Consider the following 21,676-nt stretch of genomic DNA (forward strand, 5'->3'; position numbering starts at 1 on the left):
AGTCGACCGCTCGGCTCCGTGCTGTGTCGACGCGGAACCGGGTCCTACGGCCCTACCGACCCGGGACCTCCGCACGGGCCCAGGCCTGGTCACCGGCGGCTACCGTGGAACCGACACCCACGAAGGAGAGCCCGTGACGATCTCGGTGTTCCTGCTCGACGATCACGAGATCGTCCGCCGCGGCATCGCCCAACTGCTCGAGACCGAGGACGACATCCAGATCGTCGGCGAGGCCGGCACCGCCGCCCAAGCCCTCGCCCGCATCCCCGCCGCCCGACCCGACGTCGCCATCCTCGACGTCCGGCTCCCCGACGGCGAAGGCGTCTCGGTCTGCCGCGAGGTCCGCTCCACCATGGACCCCGCCCCCGCCTGCCTGATGCTCACCTCCTTCTCCGACGACGAAGCCCTCTTCGGCGCCATCCTCGCCGGCGCCGCAGGCTACCTGCTCAAACAGGTCGCAGGCACCGACCTCATCGGCGCCGTCCGCACGGTCGCCGCGGGTGGCTCACTGCTCGACCCCAAAGCCACCGCCACCGTGCTCGACCGGCTCCGCCACGGCCGCCACGAACCCGAGGACCCCCGCTACGACTCGCTGAGCCCCCAGGAGAGACGCATCCTCGACCTCATCGCCGACGGACTCACCAACCGCCAGATCGGCCAGGAGCTCTACCTCGCCGAGAAGACCGTCAAGAACTACGTCTCCTCGCTGCTGCACAAGCTCGGCTACGCCCGCCGCACCGAGGCCGCCGTCTACGCGACCCGACGCCGCACCTCCCGCTAAGCGGGCTCGGTCAGTGGGACCCGCCAGGTCAGCCGGGTCCCACCGGCCGGGCGCCTGCCGACGTCGAGCTGTCCGCCGAGGGCCCTCGCCCGGTCGGCCAGGTTGCGCAGCCCGCTGCGGGCGACGTCGTCCGGGATGCCGGTGCCGTCGTCGACGACCTGCAACACCAGGTCCGCACCCACCTCCACGGTCACGGTCACCGTGCGCCCGCCGCAGTGCCGGACGGCGTTGCTGACCGCCTCCCGAGCGGCGGCGAGCACCTGCGGCACCAGCTCGGCCGGGACGAGGGTGTCCACCGCGCCCGACGTCTTCAGCGACGCCACGAGCCCGGAGTCCGCGGCCAGCTCGCTCACCGTGTCGAGCAGGGCGCGACGCAGGCCCCGGTCCCCCTGGTCGGCGGTGTGCAGGTCGAAGATCGAGGTGCGGATCTCCCGCACGGTCTCGTCCAGCTCGCCCACGGCGTGGGCGATGCGGTCGGCCACCTCCGGCTGGGTCGAGCGGCGCATCGTGCTCTGCAGCTGCAGCCCGGTGGCGAACAGCCGCTGGATGACGACGTCGTGCAGGTCCCGGGCGATCCGGTCCCGGTCGGCGAGCACGTCGAGCTGCCGTTGGGCGCGGCCCTTCTCCGCCAGCTCCAGCGCGAGCGCCGCCTGCTGGCCGAAGGAGAGCACCAGCGGCACCTCGGCAGGCTGGAACAGGTCGCCGTCGGCGCCGCGGATCGCGATCAGGACGCCGATGATGCGCTCCGCGGAGCGCATCGGGACCACGGCGACGGGTCCGAGCCCGGCGCCGTCCCACGGCGCCTCGACGAGCGTGCCCGGGGTGTCGGCCAGCACCGGGCCCCGGCTGTCGGCCAGCTCCTGGAGCGCGCCACCGGGTTCGATGCCCTCGGCCGGGAGGTCGTCCCCGGCGACGCCGTCACAGGCGCCCAGGCGGTAGCGCCCGTCCTCGTCCGGGCCGAGCAGGACGACCGCCGCGGCCGACCGGGTCAGCTCCCGGGTGCGCACCGCCACGAGCTGCAGGACCTCCTCCTCGCCCGCGCCCGCCAGGACGTCCGCGCGCACCTCGGCCAGTGCCTCCAGCCACTGCTGCCGCGACCTGCTCTGCTCGAACAGGTCCGCGTTCTGCACCGCGATCCCCGCGGCAGCCGCGAGCGCCTGCAGGACCACCTCGTCGTCCGCGGTGAACTCGCCCCCGCCGAGCTTCTCGGCGAGGTAGAGGTTGCCGTAGACGGCCTCCCGCACCCGTACCGGCACACCCACGAAGCTGCGCATCGGGGGATGGTTCGCGGGGAACCCCACCGAGGCCGGGTGCGCGGTCAGGTCGGCCAGCCGCAGCGGCCGCGGCTCCATGATCAGCTGGCCGAGCAGACCCTTGCCGGTCGGCGGGCGGCCCATCGTCTCCCGCTGCCCGGGGTGCAGCCCCACGTCGATGAACCGGGCGATCGAGCCGTCGGCGGCGAGCACGCCCAACGCGCCGTAGCGGGCGTCGACCAGGTCCACGGCGGACTGCACGATGCGCCGCAGGGTGGTCTCCAGCTCCAGGCCCGCGGCCACGGCGAGGACGGCGTCGAGCAGGCTCTGCATCCGGTCGCGGCCCGCGGCGATCTGGCCGAGCCGCTCCTGCACCTCTTCCAGCAGCTCCTGCAACCGCAGCCCGGACAGCACACCGGACACCGGCGAGCCCGCCCGTCCCGTGGGATCGACCCCCATGACCGTCACCTCCCTGCACATCACACCGCGGCCCGGCCCGTCCGCGGACGGGCCGAACACCCCGAACCGGTGAGGACCTTCGACGCTAGTCGGTGCCCGGCCGGGCGTGGAGCGTGTGTCGGAGCACGAGGATCCGGGACGACACGGCGGAGTGGTGATGATCGAGACGACGGCGACGCTCGGGCTGGGGGAGCCTGCGCTCCACGACGTGCTCCGGGCGGCGAGCCGCGCGCCGTCGCTGCACAACACCCAACCGTGGTCCTTCCGCGTCTCCGAGCACGCGATCGAGCTGTGGGCCGACCGGACCAGGCAGCTGCGGGTCGCCGACCCGAGCGGTCGCGAGCTGCGGATCGCCTGCGGAGCGGCGCTGCTCAACCTCCGGCTCGCGCTGCTGGGGCAGGGGGTCAAGCCGCTGGTGAGCGTGCTGCCCGACCCGACGCAGCCCGATCTGGTCGCGATCGTCCGCCGCGGCGGCACGCGCCGGGCCACCCCCGCGCAGCGGCGGCTGCTCGAGGCGATCCCCCGCAGGCACACCAACCGCACCCCGTTCACCGACGGCGCGATCGCGTCCGCCGCGCTGCACGACCTCCGCCGCGCCGCCCTGGACGAGGGCGCCTGGCTGCACCTGGTGACCGACCCGGCCCAGCGGACCGAGCTGAGCGACCTCGCCCGCCACGCCCACGAGGTCCAGGTGTCCGACCCGGCCTTCGCCGCCGAGCTCGAACGCTGGACCGGCCACGACGAACCCCGGTCCGACGGGGTGCCCGCCGCGTCGGGCGGCCCGCTCCCCCGTCCCAACTCGGTGTGGGTGATGCGCGACTTCACCCGCGGCAACGGGAGGCCGGACCCCGGGTTCGAAGCCGACCCGATCATCGCCGTGCTCACCGCGCACTCCGACGGCCCCCACGAGGAGGTCCGTGCGGGCGAGGCCCTCGAACAGGTGCTGCTCACCGCCACCACCCACGGCCTCTCCGCCTCCTTCCTCTCCCAGCTCGTCGAGGTCCCGGACGCCCGCCAGAGCCTGCGCCGCATGCTCGGTGGCTTCCGCCCTCCGCTGGTCGTGCTCCGACTCGGCCACGGCTGGCCCGTCCCCACCACCCCACGCCGCCCCTACCCGGACCTCGTCCACACCGTCCACTGAGGAGCACAAATGACCAGGCCGCTGTCCGCGGCGGCGCGCCGCCCGGGCACCCGACCCACCACCTCCGGGGTGGTCGTCGCCGTCGACGGCACCGAGGCGGGTGTGCGCGCGGCCCGGTGGGCCGCGCACGAGGCCGTCCTGCGCGGGGTCGAGCTGACCCTGCTGCACGCCGCCCCGCCCGCGGCCGGCCCGCCCGGGTCTCGACACGACCACGCCGCCGGGCTCCTCGCCCGGGCCCACACCGTGGCGCGCCACGCCGAGCCCGAGGTCCGTACCCGCGCCGAGACCGCGGGGGACGACCCGCGCTCGGCCCTGGTGCAGGCCTCGCGACACGCCGCCCTGCTGGTGCTCGGGTTCGACGGCGCCGGGCCGTCGTCGCGCACGCTCGACATCGCGGGACTGGCCCGCTGCCCGGTGGTCGTCGTCCCCCGGGGCGGGTCCCCCGACGGGCCGGTGGTGGCCGCGGTCCGCGATCTCGCGAGGGACGCTGCGGTGCTCCGGCAGGCCCGGGACGCCGCCGCCCGATCGGGTGCCGCGCTGAAGGTCGTGCACGCGGCCCGCTCCGCCCGGGAGGGCACCGAGGCCCTGGAGGACATCGAGGACTGGCTGTGGCGATGGGGGACGCCGCCCTACTCGGTGCACCTGTCCCGGGGCCGCCCGCTGGAGGTCGTCGTCGACCGCTCCGCGCACGCCCGGCTGCTCGTGATGGGGTCCGCCGAACCCCACCGGCCGCTGCTCGGACCCGCGGCCCGCGGAGCCCTGCGGCTGGCGGCCTGCCCCGTGCTGATCGCCGCCGAGCCCCCTTTGCCGAACCGGGGCGGACCGCCCCGGTGATCTCGGCGAGGTGACGATCACCGGGCGGGCCACGCAGCGGGACCTCAGGATCCCGAGCGAGTCCTGCCCGCAGGCTGGGCCCAGCTGGCGAGCAGGTCCATCGCCTCGCGGGAGCGGGTGCCGGCCTCGGTCGTGTAGACGAACAGGGTCTGGTCGGGGTCACCGGGCATCGTGAAGGTCTCGTAGTCGACCGTGAGCTCTCCGACCACCGGGTGCCGCAGCCGCTTCGCCCCGAAGGTGCGCTGGAAGACCCGATGGCTCGACCACCACGTCCGGAACTCCGCGCTCTGCGCGGTCAGCTCGGCCACCAGGTCCCGGATGCCCCGGTCCTGCGGGTGCTCGCCGAAGTCGAACCGCAGACTCTCCACCGCGCTGCGGGCCTGCTCCTCCCAGTCCACGAACAGCTCCCTGGCCTGGTCCGACAGCAGCATCCAGCGTGCGTAGTTGCGCTGGGGCGCCGGGACGGCGTCGAAGTCGGTCAGCATCGCGCGCAGCATCCGGTTGGACGCCAGGACGTCCGTACGCCTGCCGAGGATCAGGGCGGGCTGGACGTCGAGGGTGTCGAGGAGCTGGTGCAGCCCGGGGCGCACCCGCTGCACCCGCTGCGGCGCGCGGGTGCGGGAGGTGCCCCCGACCAGGTGCCCGAGGTGGGCGCGACCGACGTCGTCCAGCCCCAACGCCCGCGCGACCGCGTCGAGCACCCCCTCCGACGGGGTGATCGACCGCCCCTGCTCCAGCCGCGTGTAGTAGTCCGTGGACACCCCGGCGAGCAGGGCCACCTCCTCGCGGCGCAGCCCCTTCACCCTCCGCACCCGGCCGTCCGCGGGCAGGCCTGCCCGCAGCGGGTCCTGCTCCGAGCGGGCCCGGCGCAGGAAGTCCGCCAGTTCCCGGTTCGTCTCGGCCATGGCCCGATCATGCCGCACCGTCCCCTGTTCACGGGCCGCGAACGTGGGTCGCCGAGTCCTGGTCAGCCGGGACCCAGCTGGCGCAGACCCAGGTCGAAGCACCCCTGTCGTGGCCCCCCACGGGCCGTCTCCCGATCGGAGACTCGTGATCACCGGCGAGCGGACGCCGGCCGACACACCGATCCGGACGGAGCACACCGACATGGCGCACCCCACCCCCACCGCACCCCGCACCTGGTTCGTCACGGGGGCCTCCCGCGGGCTCGGTCTCGAGCTCGTCTCGCAGCTCCTCGAGCGCGGCGACCACGTCGCGGCCACCACCCGCTCCGCAGCGCGCCTCACCGCCGCGCTGGGCGACACCGACACCACCCGGCTGCTCGCGCTGGAGGTCGATCTCGCGGACGCCGAGCAGGTCGCGGCGGCGATCACGGCCACGACCGACCGCTTCGGCGGGCTGGACGTCGTGGTCAACAACGCGGGCTACGGCTTCCTCGCCGCCGTGGAGGAGGTGACCGATGCGGAGGCCCGGGCGATGTTCGACGTCCAGGTCTTCGGCGTCTGGAACGTCCTGCGCGCGGCGCTGCCCCTGTTCCGGGCCCAGCGCGGCGGACACGTCCTCAACATCTCGTCCATCCTGGGCCTCACCACGTTCCCGGGCTGGAGTCTCTACTGCGCGGGGAAGTACGCGCTGGAGGGCCTGACCGAGTCGCTCGCGGCGGAGGTGGCCGACCTCGGGATCGCGGTGCACCTCATCGAGCCGGGCTACCTGCGCACCGACTTCCTGCGGCCGCAGTCGCTGGGCCTGCCGGCGGCCACCACGGACGCCTACCCGGCCGTCCGGGAGATGACTGAGCAGCACCAGGCGATGGCCGGTACCCAGCTGGGCGACCCCGCCAAGGCCGCCACCGCGATCATCGACGTGGTCGACACCGGCGATGCCCCGCTGCACCAGCTGTTGGGCTCGGACTCCTACGGCCTCGCGCAGGCGAAGGTGCAGACCTTGACCGCCGACATCGAGGCCGGGCACGCGCGGGCGCTCACGACCGACTTCGCGAGCTGACCCACCCGTCCCGACGGTGGCCCCGGGGGAAGTGGCCCTGATGAGCGCCGTGCATCACGGCGTCCCCGACCGGCATTGGACCGCCCCGGAGCCCGCCACCGATAGTGCTGGCCATGGGCACAGACACCGTGACGGAGGCTCGCCGATGACCATCTCCCCACCACCCGGAACCGCTGAGCCCGCCCCTGCCGCCCCGCCGCTGACGATCAGCGAGCAAGGCGCGTTCTGGGTCGGTGTCGGGCGCAGGCCGACCGAGGCCGGGACGGCCGCCGAGGCCGCGATGTACGTCCAGTACCAGATCCCGGCCGATCTCCGGCATCCGCTGCCCGTGGTGATGGTCCACGGGGGCGGCGGCCAGGGCACGGACTACCTCTCGACGCCGGACGGGCGGCCCGGCTGGGCCACCCGCTTCCTCCGCGCGGGCTACGCCGTGTACGTCGTCGACCGGCCGGGCCACGGGCGCTCGCCGTACCATCCCGCCGTCCTCGGCCCCCTGGACGGCCCGGCGCCGACGTACGAGTTCATCGGCCGGCTCTTCTGTCACGGGGCGGGCCGACCGGGGAGCCAGTGGCCCGGCAGCGGCGAGATCGGCGGCGACCCCGCGCTGGACCAGCTGATGGCCGGCCAGGGACCCGCGCTGCCGACGTTCGCCGAGAACGAGGAGCAGATGCGGCGCTGCGGCGCCGAGCTGCTCGACCGCATCGGCCCGGCCGTGCTCCTCACCCATTCGATGGGCGGCCCCTTCGGGTGGCTCGTCGCGGACGCCCGGCCAGGGCTGGTCGAGGCGATCATCGCGGTGGAGCCGGTCGGGCCGCCGTTCGGCGAGCTGCCCGGCTTCGGCCGGCTGGACTGGGGCCTCACCGCGACCCCGATCACCTACGAGCCGCCGGTCCGGGATCCGCACGAGCTGCGCACCCGGGTCCGGGCGGCCGGAGCCGACGGGTTGCTCGACTGCCGCGTACAGGACGAACCCGTCCGGTCCCTGCCCACCCTGACGGGCTTCCCGATCGCCGTCGTCGTGGCCGACACATCGCCGTTCGCGGCGTTCGAGCACGGCGTCGCCGACTATCTGGCGCAGGCCGGTGCGGACGCCGAGCTGCTGCGCCTGCCGGCGATGGGCATCACCGGCAACGGTCACCTGCCCATGGGCGAGAAGAACTCCGACCAGGTCGCCGAGGCGCTGATGGCGTGGCTGGAGACGCGGCGGGCAGCGATGGAGGAGAACGCCGCTCGACGGTGACGGAGACCGCCGCGGGCCGCAGGCCTACCGGGGCAGCTCGGCGTGGGGAACCGCGGTCGCGCGTCGGGCCACCCGGAGCGCGACCTCGGCGAACGCCGGGGCGGCAGGCGAGTGGCCCGTGCTCGGATAGGCGACCGCGGCCACCGAGTCGAGGTGCTCCTTCGGAGCGACGGCCTGCAGCCCGGGGTGCGGGAACATCCGGGCGCCCGACAGCGGGATCAGTCCCACCATGTGCTGGTAGGCGATCTTCCAGGACATGTCCAGGACCGAGCGGGCGTGGGAGCCGACCGTCGGGGCGTCGTGGTCGCCGCGGCGTCCCCCCACCCACAGGTCGTCCTCCGGATGGGGGGTGACCCAGGGCAGGTCGTAGACCTCGGTCATGTCCACCGCGGTGGCCGAGGCCAGCGGATGCCCCGTCCACAACGCGAGCGAGACGGGCTCGGTGAAGATCGGTACGCGGGTCAGGCCCGGAATGTCGACGCTCAGGGACAGCAGCGCCACGTCGCACTCGCCGGCCAGCAACGGGGCGAGACCCTGGTGGAAGTCCGCTTCGTGCACCTGGATCCTGACGTGGGGGTACCGCTCGCGGAAAGCCTCGATGACCGGGTGCGTCAGCTCCGCGAGAGCCATCCCGTAGAGCGCGACCCGCACCTCCTCCCGTCGCCGGGCCCTGATCGCGTCGGCGGCGGCGGCGAGCCGGTCCGCGTCGACCAGCACCTCACCCGCCCGCTCGAGCAGTTCCGCCCCCTCGGCGGTGAGCGCCACATGCCGTTTGTCGCGGTCGAACAGCTGGACGCCCAACTGGCGTTCGAGGGCGACGATCGATCGGGTCAGCGCGGGTTGGGTGAGGTGCAGACGCGCTGCGGCGACCCGGTAGTTCAAGGTCTCGGCGAGCGCCGAGAAGTGGCGCAGGTTCCGGAGTTCCACTCAGGCCTCCAGAAGGGCGAGGTCGACGGCGTTGTCGTCCGCGCCAGGCTACAGCGCGCTCTCCCGCACGTCAGCAGGCGAAACGGTGCGGCGTCCCCGTCCACCCCCGTCGAGCTGCGGTGATGCACGGCACTCATCACGCCCGTGGTGACCGGCATTGGACGGTCCTTCCTCGCGCCGCCGACACTGCCTCCAGCCCCAGACCAGCAGCCAGGACGAGGTGCGCCGTGTCCGAGACCACCGAGGCAGCCGAGCAGGAGATCGAGATTCCGCAGCCGGAGCCGGACCTGACACCGGAGGAGCTGGTGCGCCGGGCGACCGGCATGAGGGCCTGGCTCCGTGACCACCAGGACGAGACCGACGAACGGGCCGGCATCTCCGAGGACACGCACGAGGCGTTCCTGCAGGCGGGTTTCTACCGGGCCCTCCAGCCACGCCGTTTCGGCGGCTACGAGTTCGACCTGCGGACCTACTCCCGGATGGTCACCGAGGTGGCCCGCGGCTGCCCGTCCAGCGGCTGGAACCTGTGTCTGGCCGCCTCGCACAGCCTGGTGGTGGCAGGCCGCTTCCCGGAGCGCACCCAGCGCGAGGTGTTCGGGCCGGACGGCGACTTCCGGGCCCCGCTACCGGTCGCCCCCAGCGCCACCGCGACGCGGACCCCCGACGGGTACCTGGTCAACGGGCGCTGGGACTACGCCTCCGGGGTCAACGTCTCCACGCACTTCCTCGGTGGTGCACTCATCGTCGACGGCGAGGGCGGCCTGCCCACGCCGGGCCTGGTGCTCGTGCCCTCCGGCTGGCGGATGCTCGACAACTGGGGCGAGATCCTGGGCTTCCGCGGCAGTGGCTCGAACAGCGTCGTGGCCGAGGACGTCCTCGTTCCGCACGACTACGTGTCCGGTGCCCACCTTGCGAACGACACCACCGACGGGCCGGGTGTGGAACTGCACGGCAACCCGCTGTACGCGGGCCGGCTGATGGCGTTCTTCAACATCCAGCTGTGCTCGATCGTGGCGGGCACCGCCTGGGCGGCGGTCGACGAGTACCAGCGGATCATCACCACCAAGAACACCCCGCTGCCGCCCTTCACGCCGCGCAGCCACGATCCGGAACACCAGCGCAACCTCGGCCTGGCCACCGCCCTGGCCGACAGCGCGCAGCGGATCATCCTGTCGGTCGCGGACGACTACCTCGCCTACGCCGCCCGTGGCCTGTCCGGCGGCGAGCCCTTCTCCGCACTGGACGACCAGGCCCTCTCGGTCACGGCCCGCCAGTCCGGCCAACTCGCCTGCCAGGCCGTCGAGATGCTGGCCGCGGCCAGTGGCTCCAGCGCGCTGGCGAACGGCCGGCGCATGCAGCGGTACCTGCGGGACGTCTCCACCTACAAGACGCACGTCAACGCGCAGCACGGCTCGTGGGCCACGGTGTACGCCCGTTCCCTCCTCGGGCTGAACCCCCCGGCGTGAACCGGGCGACGGCCGCGGCGGAGGTGTTCCCCCGTCCTCAGCGGGGTAGGTGGCACTCATGACCGACGCGACCGACCACAGCAGCGCCCGCCCGGACCTCATCGGGCGGGACGAGATCGCCACGGACCCGGCCACGGACCTGCAGGACCTCGAGGAGCGCGACACCGAGCTCGCGGACGAGGAGTTCGACCCCACGATCGAGGCCGACCCCGCAGACGTGCTCGAGCAGCGCCGGATCGCCCCCGAGGAGGAGGACGGACCGATCTGATCCCATCCGGCGACCGCGATGGCCGCCGGCGTGACCAGGGGAATCGACCGGCTGGAGCTGCTCGTGCAGCTCATCGTCGCCGGCGCGGCGGTCGGCACCACCCCACGCCACGCGCTCGGTCCGCCTCCGCGGAGCCCTCATGACGGCTCACGAGGAGGCCCGCCGCGCGCGAGTACGACACCTGGCGACGAGCTGCCGACTCACCGGATACTCAGCGGCAGCGGAGCTCCAGGGAGCCGAGGCGGTCGATGGTGGCGGTGAGGACGTCGCCGGGGCCGACCGGGACGGCGGCGGTGAGCCCGCCGGAGAGGACGACCTGTCCGGCGGTGAGGCCTTCGCCGTCGGTGGCGAGTCGCCGGACGAGCCGCTCTCGCCGGGCCGCTGCCCGGCCCCCTCATCTGGCGGTCCGGGCGATGCCGAGGGCCGCCGTGCGGACGGCCGGGGCGAGGCGGTCGAGCGCGGCGCTGCTGTGTGCGACGATCCCGAGCGCCGCCCGAACCCGCCCGTCGTGCGAGAGGATCGGGGCGGCGACGGACACCGCCCCGATCGTCATCTCCTGGTAGGAGTAGGCCAGACCGGAGCTCCGGACCTCGGCGAGAGCCGCCGCGAGCCGGCCGGGCTCGACGATCGTGTGTGGGGTCAGCCTGGCCAGGCCTGCGTCGAGGAGCTTCGGGAGGAGGGCTCGTTCCGAGTGGGCCAGTAGCGCCTTGCCGACGCCCGTCGCGTGCAGGGGGAGTCTGCCGCCGACATGGGTCCGGGTGGGCACCGCCTTGTCGCTGGAGATCTTCTCGATGCAGAGCGCGTCGGAGTCCTCCAACACCACGAGTTGGATGTTCTCCTGCGTCGCGCTGAAGAGGTCGTGCATGTAGGGGATCGCGGCATCGCGCAGCCCGCGCTGCTGCGGGGCGAGCGAGCCGATCGTCCACAGCCGGATGCCGATGCGGTAGCTGCCGTCGTCGAGTCGTTCGAGCCCGCCCCAGGCCTGCAACTCACCGATCAGCCGGCGGGCCGTGGAGACGGGCAGGCCACTGCGCCCGGCGATCTGCGTGAGCGAGAGCGTGGGGTGGGCGACGTCGAAGCACTCGAGAACGGCCAGGAGGCGCGACGAGACCGTCTGCCCCGGTGTTCCGATGCGCCCGGCCATGGTCGTCCTCCTCGGCTGCCCCGACGCGACGGTAGGGCAGGGCCGCTCGCCGATCCACGGCGCATTGCCACTGAGTGGCAGGCAAGGGTGGCGTGTCGTCGTGCTCCCCGCCCACGATCGGCGGGAACGACAGGATCGAGCGGCGGCGCGATCGGAGCACGGTCGGCCGCCCACAAGGAGGTGGCCGAGGTGTCGGACAGCCGGAACGACAGAACGGCTCTGCGCGAGCTGGTCGAGAACTGGGCACTCTGGCGGGACGCCGGGGACTGGGATCGGTTTGCCACCGTGTGGCATCCGTCCAGTGGCTGGATGACGGCGACGTGGTTCCAAGGCCCCGCGGCCGAGTTCATCGCGGCCAGCCGCACCGGGTTCGAGAGCGGGGTCAACATCCTGCACTTCCTCGGGGGGCACACGTCCGACGTCGTGGCCGACCGGGCGATCGCCCAGACCAAGATGACGATCAGTCAGCGGGCGCACGTGGACGGCGTCGAGGTGGACGTCGTGTGCACGGGCCGCTTCTACGACTTCTGCAGCCGCGAGACCGACGGCTGGAAGATCGTCCGCCGACAGCCGATCTACGAGAAGGACCGGCTCGACGTCGTCGACCCCGCGGTCCGGCTCGAGCTCGACGGCGAGCTCCTGACCCGGTTCCCCCCGGGCTACCGCCACCTGGGCTACGTCCAGACGAAGGCGGGATTCACCGTGAAGGCCGGGCTGCCCGGCCTGAACGGGGAGGCGGTGCGCCTGCTGTACGACGAGGGCGAGAAGTGGCTCGCCGGCGCCGACAGCGCGGGCACCCCGCTGTGAGCAGTGCGGTCTCGGCGGAGCGCGGGTTCAGCGAGGCGAACTCGGTCCACGTCGTCGTCGAGAGCTTCCGGAACACCCCCGACCCGCGCCTCCGGACGGTGATGGCGAGCCTGGTCGAGCACCTGCACGCGTTCGTCAAGGAGGTGGAGCCGAGTCACGCCGAGTGGCAGCAGGCAGTCGACTTCCTCACCGCCGTCGGACAGAAGTGCGACGACACGCGACAGGAGTTCGTCCTGCTGTCCGACGTGCTGGGGGTGTCCATGCTCGTCGACGCGATCAACAACCGGCGGTCCACCGAGGCGACCGACACCACGGTGCTCGGGCCGTTCCACATGGTGGACTCCCCTCCGCGTGAGCTGGGGGCGACCATCTCGCTCGACGGGAACGGCGAGCCGTGCGTCTTCACCGGGCAGGTCCGATCCGCGGACGGGACCCCGCTGTCCGGCGCGCTGGTCGACGTCTGGCAGGCCAACGGCGCCGGTTACTACGACGTCCAGCAGCCCGACGTGCAGCCCGAGCGCAACCTGCGCGGGTTGTTCACCACCGACGACGACGGGAGGTTCTGGCTGCGCACGGTGGTGCCGCGCTACTACCCGATCCCGGACGACGGGCCGGTCGGGCAGCTGCTGGCGGCCACCGCCCGGCACCCGAACCGACCCGCTCACATCCACGTCATCGCCGGAGCCGCCGACCACGAGCCGCTGACCACCCACGTCTTCGTCGAGGGCAGTCCGTATCTGGACTCGGACACGGTGTTCGGAGTCAAACAGTCGCTGATCAGGCCCGTTGAGGTCGTCGACGACCCGGCCCGTGCCGCGCACTATCGGACCGCGAACCCCTTCCGCCTGCTCGAGTTCGACATCGTCCTCGACCCGACGGAGGCCCGGCGATGACACTCCGGTTCGTCCACGAGGGTCGCCCGGGCCGCGTCGTGTTCGGGATCGGCGCCGCCGACCGGCTGGCGGACGAGATCGAGCGGGCCGGCCTGCGCAGGCTGCTCGTGGTCTGCACTCCGCCACAGGCCGACCTCGCCCGACGACTCGCCGAGCCCGTGGGCGAGTGGGTGGTGGGCCTGCACCCGCATGCCGAGATGCACGTTCCGGTCGCCACCGCCGAGAAGGCGGTGGAGCGCGCGACCGAGCTGTCTGCCGACGGGTGTCTCGCGGTGGGCGGGGGATCCGCGGTCGGCCTGGCGAAGGCCGTCGCGAAGGAGACCGGGCTCCCGATCGTCGCCGTGCCCACCACCTACGCGGGCTCGGAGATGACCTCGGTCTGGGGCCTGACCGACCGGGGCGGCAAGACCACGGGCCGCGACGCCCGGGTGCTCCCGGCGCTGGTGATCTACGACCCGGCCCTGACCGTCACCCTGCCCGTGGCCGTGGCGGTGACCAGCGGCTTCAACGCCCTGGCCCACGCGGCCGAGGCGCTCTACGCCCCCGACGCCTCCCCGATCACGTCCCTGATCGCCCGGGAGTCGGTTCGCGCCCTCGTGGCGGCGCTCCCCCGTGTGGCCGCCGACCCGCACGACGTGGACTCGCGCGCCGAGGCCCTCTACGGGGCCTGGCTGGCAGGCTCGGTGCTCGGCTCCACCACGATGTCGTTGCACCACAAGCTGTGTCATGTGCTCGGTGGCACCTTCGACCTGGGACATGCAGAGGTCCACACCGCGGTCCTGCCCCACGTGCTCGCCGCCAACCTGCCCGCCGCCGCGCCGGCTCGCACCGCGCTCCAGGAGGCGCTGGGCGTCGAGGACCCGGCCGCGCACCTCTTCGACACGGCACGGAGACTCGGTGCCGACATGGCGCTCGAGCGGCTGGGGATGCCGATGGACGGGGTGGACGTCGTCGTCGAACGGGTCCTCGCCGCGCCGTACGCCAATCCCGTCCCCGTCACCGGGGTACTGCTTCGGCACCTCCTCGGGAACGCTCTGACCGGTGCGGTCCCGAGCCCTCCGCCGGACCGGCGGTCGGATGCGCAGACCCCGTGACCACGCTCACCCGAGAATCGGCGTCGTCGGCCGGGTCGCCCTTCATCGACGTCTGAGGAGAACGACATGTCATCGCTCTACCGCCGTACCCCGGCCGCGCTGGCGCTCGGCGCCATCTGTTTCCGCGACCGCCCGTTCGCCCACATCCTCGACGCCGCGTCCGCGAGCGCCTTCCCGGGGATCGGGCTCACCGTGGGCCAGTGCGTCTCCGCGCTGGAGCGGGGCATCGCCCTCGACGAGCTCCCGAAGCGCATCGCCGACGCGGGGTTGACGGTCGCCGAGCTGGAGCTCGTCCGGATGGCGGAGGACGGTCCGGTCCGGCACGCCAACGCGCTGGTCGAGGAGCTCATCGGGGTGCTCGACCCGGACCGCGTCCACGTCGCGGCGTTCACCGGGGAGCCGGCGCGGATCGCCGACGACTTCGCGGCAGTGTGTGAGCGCCACCCCGGCACGCCGATCGCGGTGGAGTTCATGCCGTACTCCGCCGTCCGCGACCTCGCCGCGGGCCGTCGGCTGGTCGCCCACGCCGGCACCCCCAACGCCGCGGTCGTGCTGGACATCGTCCACTTCTTCCGGTCCGGAGGCGTGACCGCAGACCTCACCGACGAGGTGCTCCGGGAGGTCGCCGTCGTGCAGTTGTCCGACGTGTCGGCCCGTCCGGGGGTGGAACTCGCCCGCGAGGCCCGACACCTGCGGACCTACCCGGGCCGAGGCGGCCTCGACACGGTCGGCTTCCTGCGCCGGATCGGCGAGGTGGCCGAGCGGTTCCCTCCCGTGAGCGTGGAACCGATCTCGGACGCGCTCGAGCGTCTCCCGCTCGACGTCGTCGCCGAGGAGGTCATGTTCACGACACTGCGCGTCCTCGATCTGGCCCGATCAGCTCAGGGTTCTCCGCACTCGACGTGAGCTGCCACTGAGCGGCACCACGCCATTGGTGCACCGCCATCCGTGCCTTAGCGTTCTGTTTCTCCACAGCTCTTCCAAAGGAGTAAGACGTGTCCACACCGACGTCGATCGCCGCCGGCACCGCAGTGCCCAGGAAAGCCGCGATCGCCAGCTTTCTCGGAAGCTCCGTCGAGTACTACGACTTCTTCATCTACGGAACCGCCGCCGCTCTCGTGTTCGGAAAGGTGTTCTTCCCGGCGACGGACTCGTCGGTCGGCACGCTGCTCGCCTTCGCGACGTTCGGCGTCGCCTTCGTCGTCCGCCCGATCGGCGCCGTGGTCATCGGGCACTTCGGCGACAAGGTCGGGCGCAAGCGCATGATGATGCTGACCCTGTCCGTCATGGGCGCGGCCACCGTGGTGATCGGTCTGCTACCGGACTACGACACGATCGGGGTCTGGGCGCCGATCCTGCTCGTCCTCTGCCGTGCCCTGCAGGGCTTCTCCGCCGCCGGGGAGCAGACCGGTGCCGGTACGTTGACACTCGAGCACGCACCCGACAACCGACGGGCGTTCTTCACGAGCTGGATGCTCGTCGGCAACCAGACCGGGGTCATCCTCGCCACCCTGGCGTTCGTCCCGGTCGCCCTGCTCCCCGAGGACCAGCTCCTGAGCTGGGGCTGGCGGGTGCCGTTCCTGCTCGGTGTGCTGCCGTTCGCCGTGGCCTGGACCGTGCGGCGGAGCCTTCCCGAGGCCGATGCCTTCACCGAGGTCGAGCAGGCCGGGGAGGAGAAGAGGATCCCCATCCTCAGCGTCCTGCGCGACAAGTGGAAGGATCTCCTGCGCGTCATCTGCGCCTCGAGCATCACGATGGTGAACACCATCGCCTCGGTGTACGGCCTGTCGTACGCGACCTCGCACGGGGTGTCCCGTTCGACCATGCTGTGGGTCGTCGTCATCGGTGCCGCGGCGTCGCTCGCCACCATTCCGCTCTACGGCATGCTGTCGGACAGGTTCGGCCGCAAGCCCGTCTACGTCGGCGGGGCCGTGGCCTCCGGACTGGCGATCTATCCGTACTTCCTCGGGATCACCTCGGGCAACATCGCCCTCGTCATCGGGGCCTCCATTCTGCTGACCGCAGTGGCCTACAGCGCGACGAACGCGATCTACACCGCATTCTTCTGCGAGATGTTCCCCGCGTCGATCCGCTATTCCGGAGTCGCTTTCGGGACGCAGATCGGTTTCCTCTCGATGGGTATCACTCCGTTGGTCGGTGCCGCCATCGCCGGCCCGGGTGACTTCGGCTGGCTGCCGGTCGCCGTCTTCACCAGCTGCTTCTGTGCGGTCGCCGCGGTCGCGGCCCTCACCGCGCGCGAGACGTACCGCACCCCGACCGCTGAGCTCGGGCGGTCCTGATGGGACACACCGGCCGGTACCCCGAGGTCACGAGTCCGCTGACGTCGCCGCTGCCCACGGGGCGGACTCGGACGCTCGGAATCATCGGGGATCCGGTTCACCACGTCGAGTCGCCCCGGCTGTGGGGCGAGCAGTTCGCCGCCACCGGCGTCGACGCCCTGTGCATGCCGATCGAGGTCGGAGCGGACGACCTGGCCCTGTTCCTCGACGCCGCTCGCCGGTGGCGAAACCTCATCGGCCTGATCGTCACCATGCCGCACAAGGTCGCCGCCTACTCACTCGCACACCGGACGACCGAGCGCGCCCGCCGGATCGGCGCCGTCAACGTGCTCCGCGTCGATCCCCGGGACTCCTGCTGGGTCGCGGACATGGTCGACGGCGTCGGGTTCCTCGACGCGTTCGAACAGGCCGTCGGTCCGGTACGGGGCCGACGCGTGCTCGTCGTCGGCGCAGGCGGAGCAGGCACCGCCATCGCCTTCGCCCTGGGTGACGCAGGCGTGGCCACCTGCGACATCGCGGACGTCGACGGCGGCCGGTCCGATGCTCTCGTGGCGGGCCTGCGCGCCGACGGCGTCGACTCCCGGTCCACCGCTCCGCGAGGCCGGGGCTACGACATCCTGATCAACGCGACCCCCTCCGGAATGCGACCGACGGATCCACTCCCGATCGACCTCGCCGGAGTCACCCGAGCCACCGCGGTCGCCGACATCATCAACCGGGCGGGAGGGACCCGGCTCCTCGACGCCGCCGGGGCGATCGGCTGCACCCTCTTCCGAGGCCGGCAGATGTCCCAGGGGCAGATCGCCGCTCAAGGCGAGTTCTTCGGGATCCTCCCCCCGGTGGGCGCTGCGCGGGGTTCAGGTGCTCCGGTCCCCGGTGGGAGTCAGGCGAACCCGCCCTGGGACACGAAGGTCTGCTGATCGTAGAGCGCCTCGGTCCAGACGATGCGGCCCTGTGCATCGATCCGCAGGATGTCTCCGCCCGGCATATCGAACCGGCCGCCGTTCGACTGCGCGCCCGGCCCGGTCGCCGTGCCCGTCATCCGCCAGTACGCGACGGCGGTGTCGGGCCCGTCCGCGGCCGCGCCCAGGACGGTCAGGGACAGGTCGGGGACGGCGGCGAACAGTCCCTCCAGGTACTTCGCCAGGTGGTCGCCGGAGACCGGGGCCTGCAGGGACGGGTCCTGGTAGGTGCCCTCCGGCGCCATCATGGCGACGATGCTGTGGACGTCCTGCCTGCTCCAGGCGGCCAGGTAGTCCAGCATCACCTGCCGCGGGTCCGGTCCCGCCGCGGCGGTGGGCGCGTAGTGGACGATGTGCGCGCCGCCCGTGGCGTAGTTCGGGACGTCGGCCGCCACGGCCGCCCCCTCGGGCGACTGCAGGGCGGCGCCCATCGCCTCGGCGGAGTCGAACTCGGCCTCGAAGATCGCGAAGTAGGGCGATCCGTCCGGCCCGGCCGCCTGCACGTCGTAGGCGTACCGGGAGCACCGCAGCCCCGGCAGGGCGGCCGCGAGCGGCAGGTGGGTGTTCTCGTAGTGGGTGCGGAACGCCTCCCGGTCGGTCGGGGGCGGGTAGAGCACGACCAGCTTGTGCATGCGGAACTCCTCGTCGAGTCGGGGTGGGGAGCCGGGGTGGGGAGCGGGCTTCTCAGGCCAGTGAGGTCCAGATGCTCTTGACCTCGGTGTAGGCGAGGATCGCCTCCCAGCCCATCTCGCGGCCGATGCCGGAGGACTTCATGCCGCCCCAGGCCGCCGCCGCGTCGAGCATCGGCGGCAGGTTGATGTACACCGTCCCGGCCTTGACCGAGGCCGCCAGCCGGTTGGCCGTGCCGATGTCGCGCGACCAGATGACCGCGGCGAGGCCGAAGTCGGAGTCGTTCGCCCGGCCGGCGATCTCGTCGGGGTCGTCGTAGGTCAGGACCGACAACACCGGGCCGAAGATCTCCTCGCGGGCGATCCGCATGTCCTGCCGGACACCGGCGAACACCGTCGGGCGGTAGAAGTACCCGTCTGCCAGGTCGCCGCCCGCACGCTCGCCGCCGGTGACCAGCTGCGCGCCCTCGGCGACGCCGGCCTGGACCAGCGCGTCGACGTTCGCGAGGTGCTCGGCTGAGACCAGCGGGCCCAGCTGCGTGTCGGGGGCCGACCCGGGGCCCAACGTCATCGACGCGGCGGCACCCGAGAGCTTGTCGACGAACTCGTCCGCCCGGCTGCGGTGGACGTAGAGCCGCGAGTAGGCGGCGCACACCTGCCCGGAGTTGAGCGTGCCGCCGATGAGGTTGCCCTGGACGGCGGCGTCGATGTCCGCGTCCGCGGCGATGATGCTCGGCGTCTTGCCGCCCAACTCCAGCGAGGCCCGCTTGAGGCTGCGGCCCGTGCTGGCGCCGATCTCGCGCCCCACCTCGGTGGACCCGGTGAAGGACACCTTGGCCACATCCGGGTGCTCGACCAGCGCGCGCCCGACCTCGGGTCCGCCGTTGACGACGTTGACCACTCCTGCCGGGAAGCCCGCCTCGGCCACCAGCTCGGCGAGCCGCACGGTGGTCAGCGGAGTCTGCTCGGCCGGCTTGATGACCACCGTGTTGCCGGTCGCCAGTGCGGGCGCCAGCTTCCAGCTCAGGATGGTCAGCGGGAAGTTCCACGGCGTGATCAGCGCGCAGACCCCGAGCGGCTCGCGCCGGGTGCGGTAGTCGACCCCGGGGGTGGACAGCGGGGCGGTGATCCCCGTGATCTTGGTGGCCCAGCCCGCGTAGTAGCGGAAGTGCTCGATCGCGTTCGGCAGCGAGATCGAGCGCGAGACGAACAGGGGCTGGCCCTGGTCGCTGGTCTCGAGCGCGGCGATCTCGTCGGCGTGCTCCTCGAGCAGGTCCGCCAGCCGGAACAGCAGCCGCGCCCGCGCGGAGGGGGTCATGTCGGCCCACTCGGGGGACGCGAAGGCCCGCGCGGCAGCGGCCACGGCGTCGTCGACGTCCTGGCCGTCGGCCTGCGCCACCTGGGCGAGGGGCTTTCCGGTGGCGGGGTCGAGGGTGGCGAACGAGCCGGCGCCGCCGGGCCGCCACCGGCCGTCGATGAACAGATCGGTGTGCACAGATCACCTCGTCGTGAAGGAGGGGGTCAGCCGATGAGCGGCTGCTCGAGCCGGCAGTGCCTGCCACGCAGGAAGATCAGCGGCTCGCGATGGAAGTTGTTGTAGCGCCGGACCTCGCCGAACAGGACGACGTGGTCGCCGGTGACGTACTCGTGCACGAGCTCGGTCTCGAACCGGGCGGCGCACCCGTCCAGCAGCGGGGCGCCGCCCAGTCCGTCGGTGACGTCCAGCTCGGCGAACTTGTCGTCCGCCGGGGTGGCGAACCGCATCGAGAGCGGCTCCTGGTGCCAGGCCAGCACGTTGACCGCGAAATGACCCGACTCCCGGAAGACGGGCAGACTCGGCGAGGTCGCCTTCAGGTTCCACAGCACCAGCGGGGGCTCCAGCGACACCGACGCGAACGAGTTCGCGGTCACCCCGACCCGGGTGCCCTCGTGCGCGGCGGTCATCACCGTGATCCCCGTCGGGAAGGTGCCGAGCGAGCGCCGGTAGACGCGCAGGTCGTCGGCAGGCAGGAGCGGCAGGTCCTCCGCGGTCGTCATGTCAGCCTCCGAGGGGTGCGAGGTCCTTGCGGCCTGCTCGGCGGAGCTGCTCGCGCGCCGTCGCCTCGCCGATGTAGGCCTGGGCCAGCTTCGGGTCGAAGAACCAGTTCTGCAGGTCCGCGGGGTTGTTGAACGCGTTGCTGAAGCGGTTGCCGATCTCCGGCACCGAACCCGCGGTGGCCAACAGGGCGACGACGTGCTCGGGCGGCGGGGCCAGCATGGCGTTGGTGAACATCGTCGGGTGCTGGGCGTAGTCCCAGAACCGGTCGAAGGTGGACTGCATCCACGCCTCGTCGAACGGGCCGTCGGCGCGCTCGGCGATCAGCTCGTACACCACGCCCGCGTGGGCACTGGCGTTGTTGGCGCCCTGTCCGGTGCACGGGTCGTTCAGCACGATCACGTCCGCCATGCCGATGACCTTGCGGCCCGACGGCAGCGTGGCGACCGGCTTGCGCACCAGGGGCGGGACGGCACCGGCGAGCCAGCCGTTGTCGTCGGAGAGGCGGGCGTTCGCGTAGCGGGCCGACTCCCACGGGAAGAAGTCCGCGAAGGTGCGCGTGGCCAGTTCCAGCGCCTCCTGGGCGTTGGTGGCCTGCGACCAGCGGTCCATCGGGCCGCCGGGGATGGCCTCCATGACCCAGGTGACCGCCGGGCCCGCCGCGGTGACCATCGGGATGCCGAAGGCCTCACCGACACCGGGGCGGATGTTGTAGGCCACGCCGTCCGGCGACGGGTGCTCGGTGCCGACCAGTGCGAACATGCCGATCGAGCGCTGCGGGCGGTCGTAGGTCATCCGGGTGGAGTCGATCTCGAAGATCCGGGCGATCTCGCCCTTGCCCGCGGCGACGATCGTCAGGTCATTGGCCGCAGCGATGCCGTCGAGCCCGGCCAGGTCGATTGCGCCGTAGACGACCTTGCCACCACGGTCGGCGTAGGCCGCCAACCAGGTCGAGAACTTCAGCCGCTGGTCCACGGACTGGCCGTGCTGGGCGAACCGGCCGTCGAACTGGATCGCCACGTCCCCGTCGGGCCCGTTGGTCACCCGCACCTGGGTGGTGTCGATCAGCGGGTCCTCACCGTCCCAGAAGCAGATGCCCAGCGCCCGCTCGCGGTCGAGCGCGCGCCCGAAGACCGCATTGCTGGAGGGGAGGCGCGAGGTGGCGATCTGCTCGGGGGTGCGGTCGGAGTAGACGGTCACGTCGTGCCCGTCGCGCAGCAGACCGAAGGCCAGCTGCAGGCCGCCGTGCCCGGCGCCGATGATGGCGATGGAGCTCACGTGCTACCTCCTTGTAGTCCGACTCCGCCCAGTAAGCGGAGCTGGGACCACTCTGTGGGCCGGGGCACTCCCGGCGAACGGGGGAAACCACGTGAAGGACCACGTGGATGCGGTGCGTAGCCGCGTGGCGCCACCCGATTCGGGCCGGGACGACCTCGGCCGGCGCACCGACCAGGCCCACGAGCAGCTCGGAGCCGGGC

The 21,676-nt window shown here is 72.5% G+C and carries 21 protein-coding genes; 13 read left to right on the forward strand and 8 right to left on the reverse strand.

What is annotated here, in order from left to right:
* The first annotated feature begins 133 nt into the window (after window positions 1–133).
* Window positions 134–781, forward strand: a complete 648-nt coding sequence (locus L3X23_RS17915; protein WP_237193265.1) for a response regulator transcription factor — start codon at window positions 134–136, stop codon at window positions 779–781.
* Here L3X23_RS17915 and L3X23_RS17920 read toward each other — a convergent pair.
* On the reverse strand, window positions 778–2,493 hold the full coding sequence (locus L3X23_RS17920; protein WP_237193266.1) for a GAF domain-containing protein: 1,716 nt from the start codon (window positions 2,491–2,493) through the stop codon (window positions 778–780). The two genes, L3X23_RS17915 and L3X23_RS17920, sit on opposite strands and share 4 nt — an antisense overlap.
* A gap of 157 nt (window positions 2,494–2,650) precedes the next feature.
* Here L3X23_RS17920 and L3X23_RS17925 point away from each other — a divergent pair, with 157 nt between their 5' ends.
* Both L3X23_RS17925 and L3X23_RS17930 read left to right on the forward strand, forming a co-directional pair.
* Window positions 2,651–3,634, forward strand: coding sequence for a nitroreductase (locus L3X23_RS17925; protein WP_237193267.1), 984 nt, complete (start codon window positions 2,651–2,653; stop codon window positions 3,632–3,634).
* A gap of 9 nt (window positions 3,635–3,643) precedes the next feature.
* Window positions 3,644–4,468: a universal stress protein gene (locus L3X23_RS17930; protein WP_237193268.1), complete on the forward strand. Its 825-nt coding sequence runs from the start codon at window positions 3,644–3,646 to the stop codon at window positions 4,466–4,468.
* A 44-nt stretch (window positions 4,469–4,512) separates the two neighbouring features.
* Here L3X23_RS17930 and L3X23_RS17935 read toward each other — a convergent pair whose 3' ends face one another.
* Entirely contained in the window at window positions 4,513–5,373 is an 861-nt protein-coding gene (locus tag L3X23_RS17935; protein ID WP_237193269.1) for a helix-turn-helix domain-containing protein, read from the reverse strand.
* A gap of 202 nt (window positions 5,374–5,575) precedes the next feature.
* On the opposite strand from L3X23_RS17935, the gene L3X23_RS17940 reads away from it, so the two are divergent.
* Complete coding sequence (locus L3X23_RS17940) at window positions 5,576–6,433, forward strand: SDR family NAD(P)-dependent oxidoreductase (protein WP_237193270.1); 858 nt, start codon at window positions 5,576–5,578, stop codon at window positions 6,431–6,433.
* Between the two features lie 145 nt (window positions 6,434–6,578).
* Window positions 6,579–7,673 (forward strand): alpha/beta hydrolase, encoded by a 1,095-nt coding sequence (locus tag L3X23_RS17945; RefSeq protein WP_237193271.1) that lies wholly within the window; start codon window positions 6,579–6,581, stop codon window positions 7,671–7,673.
* Window positions 7,674–7,697: 24 nt separating this feature from the next.
* On the opposite strand, the gene L3X23_RS17950 is transcribed toward L3X23_RS17945, so the two are convergent.
* The gene (locus L3X23_RS17950; protein WP_237193272.1) at window positions 7,698–8,600 is read right to left on the reverse strand and encodes a LysR family transcriptional regulator; all 903 of its coding nucleotides are present in this window, start codon (window positions 8,598–8,600) and stop codon (window positions 7,698–7,700) included.
* Window positions 8,601–8,827: 227 nt separating this feature from the next.
* On the opposite strand from L3X23_RS17950, the gene L3X23_RS36215 reads away from it, so the two are divergent.
* Together L3X23_RS36215 and L3X23_RS17960 are read left to right on the forward strand one after the other, a co-directional pair.
* Window positions 8,828–10,066: an acyl-CoA dehydrogenase family protein gene (locus tag L3X23_RS36215; protein ID WP_237193273.1), complete on the forward strand. Its 1,239-nt coding sequence runs from the start codon at window positions 8,828–8,830 to the stop codon at window positions 10,064–10,066.
* A gap of 58 nt (window positions 10,067–10,124) precedes the next feature.
* A complete protein-coding gene (locus L3X23_RS17960; protein WP_237193274.1) occupies window positions 10,125–10,334 on the forward strand; it encodes a hypothetical protein in 210 nt (69 codons plus the stop codon).
* A gap of 394 nt (window positions 10,335–10,728) precedes the next feature.
* Here the strand turns inward: L3X23_RS17960 and L3X23_RS17965 are convergent, their stop codons facing one another.
* On the reverse strand, window positions 10,729–11,478 hold the full coding sequence (locus L3X23_RS17965) for an IclR family transcriptional regulator (protein WP_237193275.1): 750 nt from the start codon (window positions 11,476–11,478) through the stop codon (window positions 10,729–10,731).
* Window positions 11,479–11,667: 189 nt separating this feature from the next.
* On the opposite strand from L3X23_RS17965, the gene L3X23_RS17970 reads away from it, so the two are divergent.
* From L3X23_RS17970 to L3X23_RS17995, 6 genes are all read left to right on the forward strand, one after another.
* Window positions 11,668–12,285, forward strand: a complete 618-nt coding sequence (locus L3X23_RS17970; RefSeq protein WP_237193276.1) for a nuclear transport factor 2 family protein — start codon at window positions 11,668–11,670, stop codon at window positions 12,283–12,285.
* Complete coding sequence (locus L3X23_RS17975) at window positions 12,282–13,178, forward strand: intradiol ring-cleavage dioxygenase (RefSeq protein ID WP_237193277.1); 897 nt, start codon at window positions 12,282–12,284, stop codon at window positions 13,176–13,178. The genes L3X23_RS17970 and L3X23_RS17975 overlap by 4 nt, the downstream gene beginning before the upstream one ends.
* Window positions 13,175–14,272 (forward strand): maleylacetate reductase, encoded by a 1,098-nt coding sequence (locus L3X23_RS17980; RefSeq protein WP_237193278.1) that lies wholly within the window; start codon window positions 13,175–13,177, stop codon window positions 14,270–14,272. The genes L3X23_RS17975 and L3X23_RS17980 overlap by 4 nt, the downstream gene beginning before the upstream one ends.
* Window positions 14,273–14,338: 66 nt before the next feature.
* Window positions 14,339–15,178 carry a sugar phosphate isomerase/epimerase gene (locus L3X23_RS17985; RefSeq protein ID WP_237193279.1) on the forward strand — a complete coding sequence of 280 codons (840 nt, stop codon included), beginning with the start codon at window positions 14,339–14,341 and terminating at the stop codon, window positions 15,176–15,178.
* An 89-nt stretch (window positions 15,179–15,267) separates the two neighbouring features.
* Window positions 15,268–16,572 carry an MFS transporter gene (locus L3X23_RS17990; RefSeq protein ID WP_237193280.1) on the forward strand — a complete coding sequence of 435 codons (1,305 nt, stop codon included), beginning with the start codon at window positions 15,268–15,270 and terminating at the stop codon, window positions 16,570–16,572.
* Window positions 16,572–17,492: a shikimate dehydrogenase gene (locus L3X23_RS17995; RefSeq protein ID WP_237193281.1), complete on the forward strand. Its 921-nt coding sequence runs from the start codon at window positions 16,572–16,574 to the stop codon at window positions 17,490–17,492. Before L3X23_RS17990 ends, L3X23_RS17995 begins: the two co-directional genes overlap by 1 nt.
* Here the strand turns inward: L3X23_RS17995 and L3X23_RS18000 are convergent.
* From L3X23_RS18000 to L3X23_RS18015, 4 genes are read right to left on the reverse strand one after another with little or no spacing between them, the layout of a single operon-like run.
* Complete coding sequence (locus tag L3X23_RS18000; protein ID WP_237193282.1) at window positions 17,456–18,166, reverse strand: EthD family reductase; 711 nt, start codon at window positions 18,164–18,166, stop codon at window positions 17,456–17,458. The genes L3X23_RS17995 and L3X23_RS18000 overlap by 37 nt on opposite strands.
* Window positions 18,167–18,218: 52 nt before the next feature.
* Window positions 18,219–19,658, reverse strand: a complete 1,440-nt coding sequence (locus L3X23_RS18005) for an aldehyde dehydrogenase family protein (protein WP_237193283.1) — start codon at window positions 19,656–19,658, stop codon at window positions 18,219–18,221.
* A gap of 26 nt (window positions 19,659–19,684) precedes the next feature.
* Window positions 19,685–20,200: a flavin reductase family protein gene (locus L3X23_RS18010; RefSeq protein WP_237193284.1), complete on the reverse strand. Its 516-nt coding sequence runs from the start codon at window positions 20,198–20,200 to the stop codon at window positions 19,685–19,687.
* 1 nt (window position 20,201) lies between these two features.
* The gene (locus L3X23_RS18015; RefSeq protein ID WP_237193285.1) at window positions 20,202–21,476 is read right to left on the reverse strand and encodes a styrene monooxygenase/indole monooxygenase family protein; all 1,275 of its coding nucleotides are present in this window, start codon (window positions 21,474–21,476) and stop codon (window positions 20,202–20,204) included.
* Window positions 21,477–21,676: the final 200 nt, after the last annotated feature.

The organism is Pseudonocardia sp. WMMC193 (assembly GCF_021728735.1).
Classification (GTDB): domain Bacteria; phylum Actinomycetota; class Actinomycetes; order Mycobacteriales; family Pseudonocardiaceae; genus Pseudonocardia; species Pseudonocardia oroxyli.